Consider the following 17,272-nt stretch of genomic DNA (forward strand, 5'->3'; position numbering starts at 1 on the left):
AACAAAGGGAAGGGGACGGCGATGAATTTTCCGATCGAGGCCGTGCGGAAAAGATTTCCAGCACTGTCCCTGACCGACGGAGGCCGCCGGCGCGTCTATCTCGACAACCCGGCCGGCACCCAGGTGCCGCAGGCGGTGGCCGACGCAGTGTCGCGCTGCCTTTTGACCACTAATGCCAATCTCGGCGGCTTCTTCGAAACGACTGTCGCGGCGCAAAAGGTGGTCGACGATGCGCATGCGGCGATGGCCGATTTCCTGGGTGCCGCAAGCGCGGAAGAAATCATCATCGGCGCCAACATGACGACGCTGACCTACCACATGTCGCGTACGCTCGGCCGCGCGATGAAGCCGGGCGACGAAATCATCCTCACCCGCATGGATCACGAGGGCAACGTCTCGCCCTGGCTGCAACTGGCCGAGGATCTCGGCCTCGTCGTGCGCTGGCTGGCTTTCGATGAGCGAAGCTGGCAGGTCGAGGAGGCGGCGCTCAAGTCGCTGCTCTCGGAAAGGACGCGGCTCGTCGCGCTGAACTACGCCTCGAACCTCACCGGTTCAATCAACCGGGTGAAGGCGCTGACCGCGATCGCCAAGCAGGCCGGTGCGCTGGTCTATGTCGACGCCGTGCAGTTCGCGCCGCACGGACTTGTCGACGTGCAAAATCTCGGCTGCGATTTCCTGGCCTGCTCGGCCTATAAATTCTTCGGCCCGCATATGGGCATACTTTGGGGGCGGCGCGACGTCATCGATGCGCTGAAACCCTACAAATGCCGCTGCTCGTCCAACGGCCTGCCCGAGCGCTTCGAACTCGGCTCGCCGCAGATCGAGTTGATGGCCGGCCTCACGGCCGCCGTCGACTATTTTGCCGATCTCGGCGCTGCGGCCGGGGGAAGCGGCTCACGCCGCGCCAAGGTTGCGAAGGCGTTTGAAGTCTCGATCGCCTATGAGAACGTTCTGGCGCAGAGGCTGATCGACGGGCTGTCGGATATCGAGGGCCTGACCATCCACGGCATCATCGATCCCGCGCGCGCTGGCGAACGCGTGCCGACGGTCTCCTTCACGGTCGCGGGCATGGTGCCGGAGACGATCGTGCGGCAGATGAATGCCGAGAACATCTTCCTCTGGTCCGGGCACAACTATGCCTGGGAGATCGTCCATCAACTCGGCATTCCGGCGGAGGAGGGCGTGGTGCGCATCGGCATCGCCCACTACAACACGGCGGCCGAAATCGACGAGACACTGGAGAGCGTGCATCGGGTCATCGCTATGTTGAGACAAGAGTGGTCGTAAGCCGGCGTCCGACTAGCGCGGTTCAGCGATTGATAGAATCGCAGATCCGCTCTAACTCTTTGTTTTTACGTAATTCCGAACGGAAAGCCGCTACGCACTTTTCCTGGAATTGCTCTATCGCTTCTTGCCGCCGCCAAATCCGGTCAGGAACGCGGTGAGATTGTCGCCGAGTTCCTCGCAGAGATAGCCGCCTTCCTGGACGATGACTGTCGGCAGGCCTAGCCCGGCAATGGCCTCGCCGACGAGCGAGAATCCAGGCGTCGTCACCGACAGTCCGCCGAAAGGATCGCCTTCAAAGGCGTCGAGCCCGAGTGCCACCACCAGCGCGTCGGGCGAAAAGGCGCGGATGCGCTGGAAGGCGGTGGCTAAAGCTTCGAGGAATGGCGCGTCGCCGGATTTGCGCGGTAAAGGCAGGTTCAGATTATAGCCGAGGCCAGGCCCTTCGCCGCGTTCGTCGGCATGGCCCCAGAAGAACGGATAGAAGCGCACCGGGTCGGCGTGCAACGACACAGTCAGCACGTCTGGCCGCGCATAGAAGATGCCTTGCGTGCCGTTGCCGTGATGCAGGTCGACATCGAGGATCGCCACCCGCGCAGCCTGTTTACGCAGAACCTGAGCCGCAACCGCCGAATTGTTGATGAAGCAGAAGCCGCCGGCGACATCGACAAAGGCATGATGGCCGGGCGGGCGGCAAAGCGCATAGGCTACCGGCGCGCCCGTCATCACTGCCTCGGCGGCCTCGACAGCGCTCCACGCGCTCCACAGCGCGCTGTTCCAGGTTTCGCCGGAGATTGGGCAAGCGGTATCTGCCATATGGTAGCCGGCCTGGCCGACCGCCGAGGCCGGATAAGAGCCGGTCCGTGTGATCGGATGGATGTTGGGGATCACTTCCGCCGAGGCGCCCTCGATACGCTGCCAGCGGGCGAAGATATGCTCAAGAAAGTCGAGATATTCGGGCGTATGCACCGCGGCAATCGGTCCAAGTCCATGATTCCGTGGTCGCTCGATCGTCAAGCCGGCAGCTTTTGCGCCGGCTAACAAGCGCTCGACGCGCTCCGGCTTTTCCGGATTGGGCAGCGGCGCACCGCTGGAGAGGAACGCCTTGGGGTCGTGGCGCTTTTGCTCCTCGGCGTAAAAAGCCTTCATCGTTCGTCCTCCGGCGCATCGGCAAAGGCGAAGAACGCCTCGCCGACGATCTTCTGCACCTGTTCGTAGCTCGACCAGGCAATACCTAACCTTTCATAAAAGGCCTTGGCGGTCTCGTTGTCGGTGTCGACGGACAGCCTGAGATAGACGCCGCCGTCCTTTCGACATTCTCGTGCGACACGGCGCAAAAGGCGCTCGCCGATGCGCCGCCCGCGAAAGCGGTCCTCGACATAAAGATCCTGCACATAGACGCCGGGACGACCCATCCAGGTCGAGAAGATCGGGAAATGCAGGCAGAGGCCGGCGAATTCGCCACCGACTTCGGCGATCAGGGTCGAGAAGGCGGGTTTTTCGCCGAAGCCGTAACGGCGCAGGTCGTCAGGCGTGGAGGTGATCTCCTGATGCGCGCCGATATGGGTGCCGAGGCGCAGAAGCGCGACGAGGATAGTGTCGACGTCGTCGATGGTGCCGGGGCGGATGAGCACATCTGCGGCCATCAAAACGCCACCCTGTCCCCACCCTTCAGCGCCAGCATCGCGCGCGCTTCCGCCGGTGTTGCGACCTCCAGCGACAGCCCATCGAGCACCGAGCGAATCCGCCGCACCTGGTCGGCATTCGACTTCGCCAGTTGCCTCCCATCGTAGAGGCTGTCTTCCAGCCCGACCCGGACATTGCCCCCCATTGCCGCGGCGATCGAGATCAACGGCATCTGGTGGCGGCCAGCAGCGAGCACCGAGAACTGGTAGCTGTCGCCGAACAGTTTGTCGGCGATGCGCTTCATATGCACGAGATTTTCGGGATCGGCGCCGATGCCGCCCAATATGCCGAGCACGAACTGGATGAACAGCGGTCCCGACACCAGGCCGCGATCGCGAAAATGCGCCAGCGAATAGAGGTGGCCGACATCGTAGCATTCGAACTCGAAGCGCGTGCCGCATCCCTTGCCGAGCTTTTCGAGCACGCCCTCCATATCGGCGAAAGTGTTCTTGAAGATCGTGTCGCGGGTCGCTTCCAACAGCTTCGGCTCCCACTCGTGCTGCCACTCCCTCGGCTTGTCGAGCATCGGGAACAGCGCGAAATTCATCGAGCCCATATTGAGCGAGCACATTTCGGGCTCGGCCCTGAGCGGGGCTGCCAGCCGCTGGTCGAGCGTCATCAGCGACGAACCGCCGGTGGTGATGTTGATCACCGCATCGGTTGCCTGCTTGATACGCGGCAGGAACTGCATGAACACATCCGGATCGGCGGTCGGCCGCCCGTCTCGGGGATCGCGGGCATGCAGATGCAGGATCGAGGCGCCGGCTTCGGCGGCGGCGATGGCGTCCGTCGCGATCTGGTCCGGCGTCACCGGCAGGTAGGGCGATCTGGTCCGGCGTCACCGGCAGGTAGGGCGACATGGACGGCGTGTGCACCGAGCCGGTGACGGCGCAAGTGATGATGACCTTTCTCGGGGCCATTTTTTCTCCTCAGCCTTTGACCGGCAGGTCGAGTTCGGTGGCCAGCGCCTGCAGAGAATCGCCAAGGATAGCGATAATCTCGCTGATCTGATCGCTGGTCACAATCAGCGGCGGGCAGACCATGAAATTGTCGCTCACTGGCCCGCCACGCACGCGCCGCGAATAGATGATCAAACCGCGCTCGAAGGCCAGATCGATGAGCCGCAAATTGGCGTTGAGAGCCTGCGGCAGCGGCTCCTTGGTCAGCGGGTCCGCGTACATTTCGGCTCCCATGAATAGCCCCTTGCCTCGCACGTCGGCAATGAACGGAAAGCGTCGAGTCAGGGTCTCGAGTTCACCCCTCAGCAACTCGCCCATGGCGGCCGAATTCTCGACCAGGCCAAGGCGGTCGACCTCGCCAAGCACCGCGACGCCCGCCGCACAAGCGACGGGGTTGCCGCCATATGTGTGGCCATGCAGGAAGCCACCCATCTCAAGAATCGGTCCGACAATCCTCTGTGTCGCGGCAAGTGCGCCAAGCGGCGCATAGCCGGATGAGAGACCCTTGGACAGCGCGACTATATCCGGCCGGCAGGACCAATGGTCGCCGCCGAGAAATTTTCCCGTGCGGCCGATGCCGGTCATCACTTCGTCGTGGATGAGCAGGATGCCGTGTCTGTCGCAGATTTCGCGGATGCGGCCAAAATAGCTGTCGGGCGGGACCAGCGCTGCGGTGGCGGCGCCGCCGATCGGCTCCATGATGAAGGCGAGCACGCTTTCCGGCCCTTCCTCCAGGATCTTTTCCTCCAGCATATCCGCATAGCGGATGCCCCGCTGTTCGATCGACAGATTGTCTTGATCGCGGTGGACAAGCGGCGCCGGCACCAATGGCATTGGGCGGCCGATCGCGTCGAAAGTCTTGGTGAGGATGTCATCGCCAGTGACCGCAAGCGTGCCGATGGTGACGCCATGATAGGAGGGCATGCGTCCGATGATTTTCCAGCGCTTGTCCTGCCCTGTCGCCACCGCCCATTGCCGCGCGAGCTTGAGGCAGGCCTCGATCGCCTCTGAGCCGCCCGACACGAAATAGATGCGGTCGAGTGCATTCGGCAGCCGCTCGGACAGCGCACGCGCGAGCTCGACGGCCTGTTCGTTCTCGAATTGAAAGATGTAGGCGAAGCTGACGCGGTCCAATTGCCGCTTCATCGCGTCGATGACATTGCGGTTGCCATGACCTACGTTGACGTTGACTGCACCACTCGATCCATCGATGTAGCGGCGGCCGGTCTTGTCCCACAGGTAGATCCCATCTGCGTGGTCCACCATTGGTCGTGACAGCCGGGTGAAGTGGAACAGATTCGGTCGCCGGTCGGCTTCAGCGGACTGCGCAGGGGTCATTCAAGGCCTCTTATTCTCTTATTCTCGGCTAAGATAACGATCGAGGACATTCCTGGTCACGCGTTCGACCATCGCGTCCTGCCTTAGCAGGCCGGCGACCCATTCGCAGCTTCCGGCATGGAAGACCTCGCCCTTGCCACGCGGGAAATTGACGATCATGCCATTGCCGCGCTTGACTTTTTCCAGATTGGCGTCGCTTGCCTCGCCGAACAGCGTTTCGGCTGAGAAGCGGCCGTCCTCGTCGCCCAGGAACTGGTCCTTGAGCGGGATGTCGGCGCTTTCCTCGACCTGGCTTGCCATGCCGACCGCCAGCACCTGCAGGCCATCCGGCGCGCCGCTGCTGGCCGTCGGGTAGGGCAGGCCGCCGCGGATCTCGAAATCGAGCCCGTCGACCTCATACCCATAGACATGGCTGTCAGCGCCAAGCAGATCGCCATAATAGATGCCGGTGCCGGCGAAGGCCCAATGTTCTGGACGGTAGACCGGAAAACCCCGCACGCCGCGCGGCGCACAGCCGCCCCAGCCCGCATAGACGCCCCTGGTCGCGTTGAGGCCGAAGGTCGCCGCACCCGGCCGGCCGATCTCCGGCGCTTCCCAGGAATTGGTGGCGCGCGTGACGTCGGCGCCGCGATAGGCCGGATCTTCGGCTCGGGCCTTGTACTTGTAGCAGACCTGCCGGCGGCCCTCGTCTTCCAGCCTTGTCTGCCACATGAAATTGCCGGCGAAGCGCGCCGCGTGGCCGCCACGTGTCACATAGGCGTCGACCGCGTCGCGCATTTCCCAGGTCCAGTATTCGTCATGGCCAACGAAGACGACGCAATCGTAGCCGTCGAGGATCTCGGGCGAGAAATGCAAATCGTGCTGGCTGGCGAGATCGACGGTGTAGCCGGCGCGCTCGGCAAAGCGGAAGAAATGGCTGTCGTAGCTCGCCCAGCCGGAAGAGGCGTATTTCTTCGAATGTCCCGTGGCGAAAGCCCATTCCATGTGCGGGTAGCGCGGCACGGTCTTCGGCGGCACCGCCACTCTCAGCGGGACGCGCGGCGCATCTTTCGGCAGCACGACGAAGCCGCGGCACCAGGGCCGCTGCGTCGAGACCATGCGCGCATACTGGTCGCGGTTCGCCCCGGTGATGCCTTCATAGTGATTGGAGCCGCCCCAGGTGTTGTAGGCGAGCCAGGTTCCTGTCGCCGCCACCTGCAGCACGCGGCCGGGTTTCTTGCCAAACTTCGGGGCGACGATGAACAGATGATGGCAGCGTATCGGCTTGCCATCGCGGCCGTCCGCTTCAAGCGTGACGCGATAGGCGCCGGACGGCCAGTCGTCCTCGATGCGGAATTCGAACGAGACCTCCCAGCCGCAGCCTTCGACCGAGCACTGGTCCGGCGTATCCTGCCAGCGCGCCGCGATGCCGGCTTTCCCGAACACCTTTGTCTCGGTGCCGCCGTCGCGGACGATCGTGATGCCGAATGTAGCGGCCGTCGCGCTGACATGCAGCGCCACCGTCTCGCCCGGGCGATAGGAAAACCGGTCGCTGTAGCACCAGATCTCGCGGCGCTCGCCGTCCATCCCCGGACGTTCGTAATAATGCGTGCGCACCGCCTGCCGGCGCTGCTCCGGCGTCAGTCCGAAATCGGGAAATTCGGTCGGCAGATGGGTCATGAACACCGCAAAGGGCTCGAACGCCGCCATTTCGGCGATCTCCCGGCCAAGCGTCAAATGGAAACGATCGGGCCAGCAATCGCCAGGGCCACCCTTGGCCGCTCTCGCCAAACCGACTATCTCAAACAAGGCGGTGTTTTCCGCACCGGGGAGGCGCGCATGCTGAGAGTCCAGAAGGTCAAGGTCGACGACATCTACGTGCCGACCGCGCGCAAGAAGACGCTGCATCCCGAGACCGTCCGCCATCTGGCGGAAGACATTCTGGAAAACGGCATGAAGATGCCGATCCAGGTGCGCCACGACGGCAAGCGCCACATTCTCGTTGAAGGCCTGCACCGGCTGGAAGCGGCCAAATGGCTGGGCGAAACCGAGATCGACGCCTATCTGGTCCAGGCCAAGCGCCACTAGCTCCCCGTTTGATCCGCCGGCCGACGGCGGCCGTTCCTGTCACCCTCCTGTGAATTTTTTCGCGAACCATGTCGGCCCGCGCTGCGCTCACCCGTCTTTGAAGCGGAACCGCAATTCAAACACACCGAGGAGACCCCATGACCACCAAGCTCGACATCGCCCCCGCCAATGACCGCGAACTGGTGCTCGCTCGCATCATCGATGCGCCGCGCGAGGCCGTCTATCGCTGTTGGACCGACACCAGGCTGGTCACCCAGTGGTTCGCGCCAAAGCCGTGGACGACGCCGCGCGCCGAGATGGACGTGCGCACCGGCGGCTCCAGCCTGGTCGTCATGGCCGGCCCTGACGGCAATGAATTTCCCAATCCCGGTGTCTTTCTCGAAGTCGTTCCGGGCGAGAAGATCGTCTTCACCGACGCCTATACCAGCGCTTGGGAGCCGTCCGAAAAACCGTTCATGACCGGCGTGCTGACCTTCGAGGACGAAGGCAACGGCAAGACCCGCTACATCGCGCGGGTCAGGCACTGGAGCGTCGCCGACCGCGAGCAGCACGAGAAGATGGGTTTTCATGAGGGCTGGGGCCAGTGCACCGAGCAGCTCGAAGAACTCGCCAAGACACTTTGACAGCGGCAAGACCGGAGGAGACCAGCATGTCCAGATCGATATTTTTCGCCATTCTTGCCTCAGTCGCGGCCCTGTTCGCCGCTCCGTGCCAAGCCAACGCAGAGGAGACCAAGCCCGCCATGACCACCGAGACCAAAGCACTGCCGAAGCCGGAAGAATCCAGTCTGCTGCCGATCGACGGCCTGAACTATTATTACGCCATCTATGGCAAGGGCGAGCCGCTGCTTCTGCTGCACGGCGGCCTCGGCACCACCGACATGTTCGCACCGATCCTGCCCAAGCTTGCCGAAAACCGCACCGTCATCGCCGTCGACCTGCAGGGTCATGGCCGCACCGCGCTCGGCGACCGGCCTTTTGGCCTGGAGGCGATGGGCGACGACATGGCGGCGATCGTCAAGGCGCTCGGTTATGACAAGGTCGATGTCCTAGGTTATTCGCTGGGCGGCGGCGTCGCCTTCCGCATGGCCGTCCAGCACCCCGAAACGGTACGCCGGCTCGTCCTGGTTTCGGCCGGCTATGCCGCCGATGGCTTCTATGCCGAGATGCGCGGCCAGCAGGCGCAGGTCAGTGCCGCGGCGGCCGAATTCATGAAGGACACGCCGATGTACAAATCCTACGTCGCGGTGGCGCCGCGTCCGCAGGATTTCCCAAAACTGCTCGACACGCTCGGCACCTTTATGCGCAAGGACTACGACTATTCCGCCGATGTGGCCAAGCTGAAGATGCCGGTCATGCTGGTCTTTGGCGACAGCGACATGTACCGGCCCGAGCACGAGATCAAGTTCTACCAGATGCTCGGCGGCGGGTTGAAGGATGCCGGTTGGATGCGAGAGAACCTGTCGCAGAACCGTCTGGCCATCCTGCCCAACCGCACCCACTACGACGTCTTCTTCGCCCCGGAACTGACAGCCGCCGCGCTGCCCTTCCTCAATGGCGAGACCAAGGTGAAGAGCTGGGACGAAGTCGTCAGCGAAACGAAGTAATTGCCCGACTGCGGCCGTCTCTCCTAGGGCGGCCGCACCGTTCTTATGAAGCCTTGGCCCGGCGCGGCTCTCTCAGATTCTTGATGCCGCTCATCTCGACGAAATTCGTCGCCGTTTCCCAGAGATAGTCGCCATAGAGAAATGGCTCGAAGGGGGTTGCGCCGGCAAGCGGGAACGGCGCGATCTCGGCGTTGACGCGCGGCTCATAGAAGAACGGGATCGAGTAGCGCGCCGTTTTAGGCGCGATCACCCGGTGCCGCGTCGCCCGGACGCGCCCGCCGGTCCATCGCTCAAGCAATTGGCCGAAATTGACCGCCAGCGTGCCGTCGGCGGGCGGCACGTCGATCCATTCGCCGGCGAGGTTCTTCGCCTGCAGGCCCTCAACGCCGTCCTGTGCGAGCAGCGTGACGAACCCGGAATCGGCATGTTCGCGTCCGATGACGGTGCGGGTCTCGCCCCTGTGGACGACCGAAAACTCCGGGCCGCTGGTGTCGACGCCGCTGTTCGGGTCACGCAAGGGGTAGCGGATCAGTCGCAGCGTCGAGATGCCGCCTTCGAAATCGGCGTCGAAGATCGTTTCCGGCAGGTTGAGCCCGCGCGCGATCGAGCGCATCAGCGCATTGCCCACCGCTTCCATTGCCAGGTAGTAGCTGGCAGTGGCCGCGCGCCAGCCCGGCAGCGCCTGCTCGGCGGGCAAGGGCGTAGGTTCGCAAAGCGGATCGTCGGAACTGGTCGTCGGCACATGCGCAAGGTCCGGCCCCATGTCGATGCCTTCCTTGTAGGAGACGGCGCTCGGCTGCAGCGGGAACCAGCCGCGATAGACGTTCTTCCTGGTCCGGTCGAAATTCCAGCGCAGCAGTTTTTGTTTCTCGGCCTGGGGCAGGGAGAATATCTCGAGCAGGCGCGCCCGTTTCTGCGGCGTCAGCCAGTCATCGCCAGGGAAATCCCGCACCGCCATGAAGCCGATGCCCGAAGCGACTGCCATGATCCTGGCATCGACGCGCTCGCGCATGGGCGAGGGCGGTCCGAACAAGGCGGCAATTTCGATGGTTTCGATGTCCTGCGCCATGGCTTGCCTCCCGTGCTGCCGGCCGCAGCAGGCGCGGGGCCCGCCATTCTGTCAATCCTATGCCGGCACCCGTCATTAGGCCAATGGCGGGGACCGCAACACCACCCCCACACAACATCACCGCAACAGATGATGTCCTATCAAAGCTTTTGAATTGACGCTGCAATCCGCGCCGCTACCGTGCCGCCAAATCCCTTGAAGGCATGGAGCGTGGCGATGGCAAGATATGATGGCGGGTGCCTGTGCGGCGCGGTCCGCTACCACGCGGAGGCGGCGCCGATCAACGAGCGCGTCTGCCACTGCCGGCTCTGCCAGAAGGTGATCGGCGCCGCCTTCAACGCGCGCGTGCTGTTCCGCATCGACGACGTGACCGTCGACGGGCCGGTGGCGACGGTCCACACCTCGCCGGACCTCAAGCGCGGCTTCTGCCCGGCCTGCGGCACGACAATGTTTTCGCGGCGCGAGTCCGCCGGCATCATCGGCATCACGACCGGCTCGCTCGACGACCCGTCCGTGTTCAAGCCGCAAATGCACATCTGGACGGCCTCGAAACAGCCCTGGGTGCAACTCGACGACGGCCTGCCGCACTATGAAGGCGCGCCGCCTCCGAACTAGGCTTTGCCTTCTCCCGCTGTGGGACAAGGGTGGGCGCTGGCGTTAACAGAATTTAATCCGAAACCACGAGATAGCCGGCAAAGCGTCATTGGCGAGCCATCATTGCCTGCCTATCTATCGGCTGCGGGTCGGTATTCGAGGAGGCGACGGATGAGCGACAGCATCAACACCCTGGACGAGCTTTTGAATGACCCGATGGTCCGGCTCGTGATGGAACGTGACCGCGTGCAGCCGTCGGAGCTTCGCATGTTGCTCGAAAGGGCCCGCGGCCGCACCGCCGAAGACGCATCCGCCGATCAGCCGGTCGTGCCGCCAGCGCATGTCGTGGCTAGGACCTGCCTGCAGCAATGGTTGCTCGGATAGGTCACCCGGAATTGGCCGGCAAATAGCTGTAATGGCTGCGGAAATAGGCGAGCTTGAAGCCGAGACGCGCATAGTTGCGATAGGCCGGTCCGTCGCGGTCGGGGTGCGGCGCCTCGATGTCGGCGACGAACAGTTTCGCTCCGGCGGCAATGCCGTCGCGAACCATCGCTTCGCCAAGCAGCGCGTCGAGAGCGAAGCTCGGCGCCATGATACCCGGCACCGGCGCGTCGATGCCGCTCCAGGCCATGCCGTCGGCGCCGACAAACAGCGAACGCACCGCCACCACCGCGCCGTCCCGCTTCAGCATGTAATGATGCCAGCCCGGCCGGCCGGCCAGCGCCAGCAGCCAGGGCGAGGTCGGCAGCCGGTACCGGCTGTCGATGAAACCAGCCCATTCTCCCGCGGTTGCCGGCGTGACCCGTTCGACTGAATGCCCATCGGTCGGGAACAGCGGCTCGGACGCCAGCGGCGTCGCGTCGCGAAAAATCCGCTCCCAGCCGCTCTGGCGCTGCAGGCCGCGCGCCTCCAGCCAGCATCTGAGTGCCGAAGGCTCGGCATGCGGATTGGCATAGAACCACGGCCTGGCAATGCCGGCGGCGCGGTAATGCGCCAAGAGCGCGTCAAGCTGGCTTTCGGTGGCCGGGCGTTCGACGCCAAGGTTCTTCACGCAGTTGAAATGGATGAACGGGATCGTCGTGCAGGTGGTCCAGACGAGATCGCCTTCCGCGGCGAGCGACAGGCCCTGGCGTGCGGAGAAATCGGCAGGCGCCGCGGCGTAGAGGTCGCGCCAGGCATTGACCTCGGCGCGTTCGATGGCGCGGCTGAAGTCGAGCGAGACATCCTCCATTGCAATGGCGGGATGGTGCGGTTCGGACAGGACAACGGGTTCCAGTTCGGACAGCGCGGCGGTCGACATGGTTTTCCTCCCAACTGACACCTTACATTGTAAGGTTAGCGAAGAGTAATATTAACACGAAACTTGTCAAGCCGGTTCGGGCGCACCTAGCAAATCCGCAAATTGGATTCCCCGGATCGCGAAGCTATGCCGCAGCCGGGATAAGCGGGAAGCGGCCCTTCGTCGTCTATCGCGGCGTGCTCGGCGTCGTGTTGCTGGTGGCGATGGGGTGGCTCAAGCTGTGTTGCGCGGGCATCACGTCTGCGTCGCAAACCGCCAAGTGCCATCGATCGTCACGCGCATGCATTGACTCGCCCCGGAATTCCCCCTTAGCTTTTTGTTAACAAACAACAGACGTGGGGCCGCAATGGCATCCTCTACGGGTTGGCATTGCGCGGCGCGGCTTGCAATAGCTTTGACGGTTTTCGCCTCTGTGCCGGGTCTGGCAAGCGCCGCCGGCCTGTCCATGATGGTAGGCGGTCCGACGTCCCAGCCGGTCGGCCACTATGATTTCTGCAAGATCCACCCCGCCGAATGCTCGGTCCGCTCGCCCAACAACACGCCGGAGCATATGACCGGCAGGCTGTTGCGCGAGATCACCGCCGTCGATGCCTCGGTCAACACGCGCGTCAAGCCGATGAGCGACATGGACAATTACGGCAAGGAGGAATGGTGGGCCTATCCAGACAATGGCTTCGGTGATTGCGAGGACTATGCGCTGGAAAAGCAGCGCGAGCTCATGAGAGACGGCGTTGCCGTATCCAACCTTCTCATGACCGTGGTTCGCAAGCCGGATGGTGAAGGCCATGCGGTGCTCACCGTGCGCACGGACAAGGGCGACTTCATCCTCGACAACCTCAGCGACAAGGTTCGCCTGTGGAGCGAGACCGGCTATCGCTACCTGAAGCGGCAGGCGAGCGACAACTCCGGGCACTGGGTCTCCATCCTCAGCGGCGACGAGACTTTGGTCAGCTCGGTCAAATAGTCATCGGTTTCCCCCGCAGACAAGGGCAGGGCAGAGCCACGCTCGCTCACCCATTTCGCTAACAATTGATTCAAACTTTGTTGGTAATTTCTCGTTAGGGAATTGCCAGTTGTCCGGCGGCGGTTGGTTGCCTTCGGTCTGTTGTGTTTTGCGTACAGGTCCAGATGCGGTTACCAGGCGTCGTCATTTTCTCGTTCGCGTCCCTGTGGCTTGCCGGCTGTTCATCTATGGCGGGCGTCGATGCCTTGCAAATGCCGTCGAACGAGACGACCAGCTCCGTCGTGCGGCCAAGCGTGCCCGTCGCGGCGGCCCCGGACACACCCGTTCTTGCGCCCATGTCGGATGAGACCGTGGCCGACAATGCGCCGCCCTTTTCCCTGGCAGAGGAAGAAGAGACGGTCGCCATGGACACGCCGTTGCCGGAGGAGGCCATCGAGCCACCAGTCGAGCCGGTTGCCCTGGTGTCGCAGCCGAAGCGGCTGACGCGCGCAGCACCCCCGATGCTGGCCGGGCCGGTGATGCGCTACGGTTTTCGCGATGCCAAGCCGATCAATTTCGGCCGGGGGGCCTCGCCCCGGCACCTTGCCGTGCACGGCGTCGACGTCTCGCGCTGGCAGGGCAATATGAACTGGGGCAAGCTGCGCGCCCAGGGCGCCAACTTCGCCTACATCAAGGCGACCGATGGCGGCGACCATCTCGACCCGATGTTCAGGACCAACTGGCGCAATGCCGATGCCGCCGGGCTGAAACGCGGCGCCTATCATTTCTTCTACTGGTGCCGCACCGCCGGAGAGCAGGCCGACTGGTTCATCCGCAACGTGCCGCGGGTCGAGGGCGCGCTGCCGCCGGTGATCGATGTCGAGTGGAACGGCGAGTCTTCCTGCAAGCGGCGGCCGTCGCGCGCGACGGTGCTGGAGAAGATGCAGGTGTTCATGGACAAGCTGGAGCGACACTACGGCCAGCGACCCATCATCTACACCAGCCCCGATTTCTATCGCGACAATTTGCGCGGCGCCTTCCTCGACTACCCGTTCTGGCTGCGCGCGGTGGCGCGGCATCCATCAAAAGTCTATCCCGGCCGCAAATGGCTGTTCTGGCAATATTCCGGCTCCGGCCTGTCGCACGGGGTGAGGGGTCGCATCGACCTCAATGTCTTCCATGGCGACGAGAGGCAGTGGCGTGCCTGGGCCGGCGGCAGCCGCCAGATGATGGCCGACGCTGACTAGAGGCGAAGCCCGCGTCTTGAGGTTTTGGCGGCAAATTTCAGCGTTTTTCTAACGATCCGCTCACCCTGTTCCTTAGCGGTCCCGCAACGCCCGATTGGTAACATCCGCGTGATCGTGCATGTCGCCCAAAGGGCATGCCCTTAGGCCTGACCTGAAGGGCGCGCTTTGAACGGCGACATGCTTCAAAACAATGGCGTGAGGGGTCGATGCGCAATCCGGTTCTGGCAGTCGCTTTTGTGGCCGCGCTTGGCTACGGATTTTTCAACACGCTCAGCCATATGCCGAGCAACAAGCCGGTCGCCATCCCGGAGGCAGCACCGGGCGCCTCGCTGACGGCGCCGCGCCCAATCAAGGAAAACGTCGTCGCCTACAACACGGGCGACGACGCGATGCAGGCCGCTAAGACCAAAGGCCGTTCGACGCTGCCGCGGTTCCACAAACTGATAGCCGCCGGCACGCCCGGTACTTATACGGTGAAATTCCCGCTGACGCAGAACGGCGCAACCGAGCATATCTGGCTGCAGCTGCTCGGCTACAGCGACGGCACGTTCGTCGGCCTGCTTGCCGACGAACCGGTCAATGGCAACAAATACAAGATCGGCGACAGGATGAAGGTGGCCGAAGCCGACGTCGAGGACTGGATGATCAGGAACGGCGGCGAAGTCTACGGCGGCTACACCACGCGCCAGGCGTTCGCCGACATGCCCAAGGAACAGGCCGCAAAGTACGGCATCACGTTCAAGGATTGAGGGCCCGTGACCGCTGCCTGAAAGCCTATCGGGCCTCGCGCCTTTCGCGCTCGCGTATCTCCGCCGTCTGCGCCAGCACCCAGTCCCGGAACACCTTGATCTTGGGTGTATTGCGGCGGCTTTCCAGGTGCACCAGCCAATAGCCGTCACCATCAGATCCAAGGACTTCAAACGGCTGTATCAACTGGCCCTTTGCCAGCAGGGCGCTGTAGATGTTGCGGGTGAGGATCGCAGCGCCCTGATCGGTCAGCGCCGCCATTGCATCGTAAGCCTGCGAACCCAGCGTCGGGCCCGCGATGACGCGATCGGGCTCGAAGGGTACGCCGGCCGCCTCGAACCAGATTTTCCACCAGGGATCGTCGGCACAGCATAGCGCCACCTTGTAAAGATCCTCGGGACGGTGGATGCCGCCCACGCTCTCGGCCAGTTTCGGGCTGAGCATTGGCGTATAGTCTGCCTTGAACAGATAGTGAGCCGTCAGGCCGGGCCATTTTCCGGTGCCGGTGCGAATCCCGATATCCATGTCTTCGCGCGTGAAATCGACCAGCCGGGACGATGTGTTCACCTTCACGGCAAGATCGGGATGCATCAGCTGGAATGTTCCGAGCCAGACGGCCAGCCAGTTCGAGGCAAATGTTTCCATGGTCGTCACGGACAGCACGCCGGTCGCTCCACCCTTCGTGGCGACCCACGCATCCGCCAGGGCCGAGAATGCGCCTGTTGCGTGCGGTGCCAACTGCTGTCCGGCCTCGGTCAGGGCGATCTGCCTTGTTTTTCTTATGAAAAGCGGCGTTCCGGCGCGTTCTTCCAGCACCTTGATCTGATAGCTGGCCGCTGACTGGGTCATGCCGAGTTCTTCGGCCGCCTTGGTGAAGCTGCCCAGCCGCGCTGCGGCTTCAAAGACACGAATGGCCCCTAACGGCGGTAGCTCCCAACTCATGACGCATCAATCCTCCTGATGCATGGTACTTGACGTTCGATTGGAAACCAAGGCCGGAAAACGGCATGCTTTGTCCATCAGATCGAACCCGAAAGGACACGGCAATGACCACCCTCTACAACACGCTTCGTCGTCCGATGCTCGACCTCTTCACCGCGCCGTTCCGGCCCCGCAAGCGCGGCCTGCTCGACCACCGTTCGCTGTCGGACCATTTCCTGCGCGATATCGGCATGCTCGACGGACGTGTCCCTCCCGGAACCATTCGCTGAGGAAGCTCTTTGACCGACATGGATGCAAGGGAGGGAAGGATGGATGTGTTACCGGAGGCTCTGGCGAAGAGCCGTCGAACGATCAGTGCTTATGAGGACTATGCGGAACGCTACGATGCAATCGTGAGGCATGTTCCCAACCCGGGAGAGCAGGCATCGCTGAAGCGCCTTGTGGCGATCGCCGGAACAGGCGGCCAGATTCTGGAAGTCGGGTCCGGACCGGGATACGATGCCGACTTTCTCGAGACTCTGGGCGTCAAGGTTCGGCGCACCGACGCGACAAAGCGGTTTCTTGAGCTGCGGGCCGCGCGCGGCACGGTGAGCTTCTCGATCTCATCACCGATGACCTCGGCGGTCCCTACGACGCCGTCCTGGCCCTGTGTGTCCTGATCCATGTGCCGCGCGACCAGACCGACCAGGTCCTTGCCAAGATAGCCGGGTCGCTGCGGCCAGGCGGCGCCTTCCTCGTATCGATGCGCAATGGCGATGGCGAGACGGGCGGCAAATATCATACGGTCTACTGGCGCAGGGACGACTTCGCGGCCCGGATCGAAAGCGCCGGGCTGGTCCTTATCAGGGACGATTTCAACGTCGGCCGCGATCGCGAAGAATGGAACACGTTCCTGGCTGTGAGGCCGTCATGACGTGGCGGTGGGTCGGCGCGCAGCGCTGAGACGGCTGAGGGTGTTGGAAGGAATGAGGCGTTGGGAACTGGCGCACTCGCAGCCAGTCGAGCCGCGTCAGGACGAAGGTTTCCGCCAAGCTGGAACACCCCTCATCCGACCGAGCTTCGCTCGGCCACCTTCTCCCACAACAAGCGGAGAAGGGAAAACCACGCTCACATCACGCCTCGTTGATAATCGCCTCGATGTTGTAGCCATCGGGATCAAGCACAAAGCAGGCATAGTAGTTCGCGCCATAGTCCGGACGCGGGCCGGGTGCGCCATTGTCCGCGCCGCCGGCATCGAGAGCAGCCCGATAAAACGCGTCGACCTCTGCCTTGCTGTTCACCCGGAAGGCGACATGCACACGTGTCAGCGGTGGTTCGCTGTCCGGTCGCTGGATCTCGAACAGGCAGCCATTGCCGACATCGAATGCCCAGAACACGCTCTCCTTGCCGAAAGAGAGGCGATAGCCCAAAGGGGCAAGGGCTCTTTCGTAGAAGAGTTTGCTTCTCTGCAGATCGCCGACTGCGACGGTTATGTGATCGATCATACTGCA

The 17,272-nt window shown here is 63.1% G+C and carries 18 protein-coding genes and 2 pseudogenes; 11 read left to right on the forward strand and 9 right to left on the reverse strand.

The window, feature by feature from the left end:
* The first annotated feature begins 21 nt into the window (after positions 1-21).
* Positions 22-1,287, forward strand: coding sequence for a cysteine desulfurase-like protein (locus tag ACSQ3Z_RS29475; RefSeq protein WP_436174759.1), 1,266 nt, complete (start codon positions 22-24; stop codon positions 1,285-1,287).
* 114 nt (positions 1,288-1,401) lie between these two features.
* Here the strand turns inward: ACSQ3Z_RS29475 and ACSQ3Z_RS29480 are convergent, their stop codons facing one another.
* The 5 genes and pseudogenes from ACSQ3Z_RS29480 to ACSQ3Z_RS29500 all read right to left on the reverse strand — a co-directional run bounded on the left by ACSQ3Z_RS29480 (position 1,402) and on the right by ACSQ3Z_RS29500 (position 6,926).
* Complete coding sequence (locus ACSQ3Z_RS29480; protein ID WP_436174760.1) at positions 1,402-2,433, reverse strand: histone deacetylase family protein; 1,032 nt, start codon at positions 2,431-2,433, stop codon at positions 1,402-1,404.
* Positions 2,430-2,930: an N-acetyltransferase family protein gene (locus ACSQ3Z_RS29485; protein WP_436174761.1), complete on the reverse strand. Its 501-nt coding sequence runs from the start codon at positions 2,928-2,930 to the stop codon at positions 2,430-2,432. Before ACSQ3Z_RS29485 ends, ACSQ3Z_RS29480 begins: the two co-directional genes overlap by 4 nt.
* A pseudogene (locus ACSQ3Z_RS29490) lies at positions 2,930-3,890 on the reverse strand (3-keto-5-aminohexanoate cleavage protein). The gene ACSQ3Z_RS29485 and the pseudogene ACSQ3Z_RS29490 overlap by 1 nt, the downstream one beginning before the upstream one ends.
* A gap of 9 nt (positions 3,891-3,899) precedes the next feature.
* On the reverse strand, positions 3,900-5,267 hold the full coding sequence (locus ACSQ3Z_RS29495; RefSeq protein ID WP_436174762.1) for an aminotransferase family protein: 1,368 nt from the start codon (positions 5,265-5,267) through the stop codon (positions 3,900-3,902).
* A gap of 18 nt (positions 5,268-5,285) precedes the next feature.
* Complete coding sequence (locus tag ACSQ3Z_RS29500) at positions 5,286-6,926, reverse strand: N,N-dimethylformamidase beta subunit family domain-containing protein (protein WP_436175185.1); 1,641 nt, start codon at positions 6,924-6,926, stop codon at positions 5,286-5,288.
* A 159-nt stretch (positions 6,927-7,085) separates the two neighbouring features.
* Here ACSQ3Z_RS29500 and ACSQ3Z_RS29505 point away from each other — a divergent pair, with 159 nt between their 5' ends.
* From ACSQ3Z_RS29505 to ACSQ3Z_RS29515, 3 genes are all read left to right on the forward strand, one after another.
* Positions 7,086-7,334: a ParB N-terminal domain-containing protein gene (locus ACSQ3Z_RS29505; protein WP_006206067.1), complete on the forward strand. Its 249-nt coding sequence runs from the start codon at positions 7,086-7,088 to the stop codon at positions 7,332-7,334.
* Between the two features lie 137 nt (positions 7,335-7,471).
* The gene (locus tag ACSQ3Z_RS29510; protein ID WP_436174763.1) at positions 7,472-7,957 is read left to right on the forward strand and encodes an SRPBCC family protein; all 486 of its coding nucleotides are present in this window, start codon (positions 7,472-7,474) and stop codon (positions 7,955-7,957) included.
* A 26-nt stretch (positions 7,958-7,983) separates the two neighbouring features.
* Positions 7,984-8,940 (forward strand): alpha/beta fold hydrolase, encoded by a 957-nt coding sequence (locus ACSQ3Z_RS29515; protein WP_436174764.1) that lies wholly within the window; start codon positions 7,984-7,986, stop codon positions 8,938-8,940.
* Positions 8,941-8,983: 43 nt separating this feature from the next.
* On the opposite strand, the gene ACSQ3Z_RS29520 is transcribed toward ACSQ3Z_RS29515, so the two are convergent.
* Entirely contained in the window at positions 8,984-10,009 is a 1,026-nt protein-coding gene (locus ACSQ3Z_RS29520) for an isopenicillin N synthase family dioxygenase (protein WP_436174765.1), read from the reverse strand.
* 216 nt (positions 10,010-10,225) lie between these two features.
* Here ACSQ3Z_RS29520 and ACSQ3Z_RS29525 point away from each other — a divergent pair, with 216 nt between their 5' ends.
* Both ACSQ3Z_RS29525 and ACSQ3Z_RS29530 read left to right on the forward strand, forming a co-directional pair.
* On the forward strand, positions 10,226-10,624 hold the full coding sequence (locus ACSQ3Z_RS29525) for a GFA family protein (RefSeq protein WP_436174766.1): 399 nt from the start codon (positions 10,226-10,228) through the stop codon (positions 10,622-10,624).
* Positions 10,625-10,774: 150 nt separating this feature from the next.
* A complete protein-coding gene (locus tag ACSQ3Z_RS29530; protein WP_436174767.1) occupies positions 10,775-10,987 on the forward strand; it encodes a hypothetical protein in 213 nt (70 codons plus the stop codon).
* Between the two features lies 1 nt (position 10,988).
* Here the strand turns inward: ACSQ3Z_RS29530 and ACSQ3Z_RS29535 are convergent, their stop codons facing one another.
* Positions 10,989-11,903 (reverse strand): hypothetical protein, encoded by a 915-nt coding sequence (locus ACSQ3Z_RS29535; RefSeq protein WP_436174768.1) that lies wholly within the window; start codon positions 11,901-11,903, stop codon positions 10,989-10,991.
* A gap of 346 nt (positions 11,904-12,249) precedes the next feature.
* Here ACSQ3Z_RS29535 and ACSQ3Z_RS29540 point away from each other — a divergent pair, with 346 nt between their 5' ends.
* From ACSQ3Z_RS29540 to ACSQ3Z_RS29550, 3 genes are all read left to right on the forward strand, one after another.
* Positions 12,250-12,867: a transglutaminase-like cysteine peptidase gene (locus ACSQ3Z_RS29540; protein ID WP_436174769.1), complete on the forward strand. Its 618-nt coding sequence runs from the start codon at positions 12,250-12,252 to the stop codon at positions 12,865-12,867.
* Between the two features lie 164 nt (positions 12,868-13,031).
* Positions 13,032-14,093 (forward strand): glycoside hydrolase family 25 protein, encoded by a 1,062-nt coding sequence (locus tag ACSQ3Z_RS29545; protein ID WP_436174770.1) that lies wholly within the window; start codon positions 13,032-13,034, stop codon positions 14,091-14,093.
* 206 nt (positions 14,094-14,299) lie between these two features.
* Positions 14,300-14,842, forward strand: a complete 543-nt coding sequence (locus tag ACSQ3Z_RS29550; RefSeq protein WP_436174771.1) for a DUF2314 domain-containing protein — start codon at positions 14,300-14,302, stop codon at positions 14,840-14,842.
* Between the two features lie 25 nt (positions 14,843-14,867).
* Here ACSQ3Z_RS29550 and ACSQ3Z_RS29555 read toward each other — a convergent pair whose 3' ends face one another.
* Positions 14,868-15,782: a LysR family transcriptional regulator gene (locus ACSQ3Z_RS29555; protein WP_436174772.1), complete on the reverse strand. Its 915-nt coding sequence runs from the start codon at positions 15,780-15,782 to the stop codon at positions 14,868-14,870.
* 104 nt (positions 15,783-15,886) lie between these two features.
* On the opposite strand from ACSQ3Z_RS29555, the gene ACSQ3Z_RS29560 reads away from it, so the two are divergent.
* Positions 15,887-16,051: a hypothetical protein gene (locus tag ACSQ3Z_RS29560; RefSeq protein WP_167480738.1), complete on the forward strand. Its 165-nt coding sequence runs from the start codon at positions 15,887-15,889 to the stop codon at positions 16,049-16,051.
* Between the two features lie 39 nt (positions 16,052-16,090).
* Positions 16,091-16,695, forward strand: a pseudogene (locus ACSQ3Z_RS29565) (class I SAM-dependent DNA methyltransferase).
* A 199-nt stretch (positions 16,696-16,894) separates the two neighbouring features.
* Here the strand turns inward: ACSQ3Z_RS29565 and ACSQ3Z_RS29570 are convergent.
* Positions 16,895-17,266: a VOC family protein gene (locus tag ACSQ3Z_RS29570; protein WP_436174773.1), complete on the reverse strand. Its 372-nt coding sequence runs from the start codon at positions 17,264-17,266 to the stop codon at positions 16,895-16,897.
* Positions 17,267-17,272 lie beyond the last annotated feature (6 nt).

Source organism: Mesorhizobium sp. LjNodule214, from assembly GCF_964252735.1.
GTDB lineage: Bacteria > Pseudomonadota > Alphaproteobacteria > Rhizobiales > Rhizobiaceae > Mesorhizobium.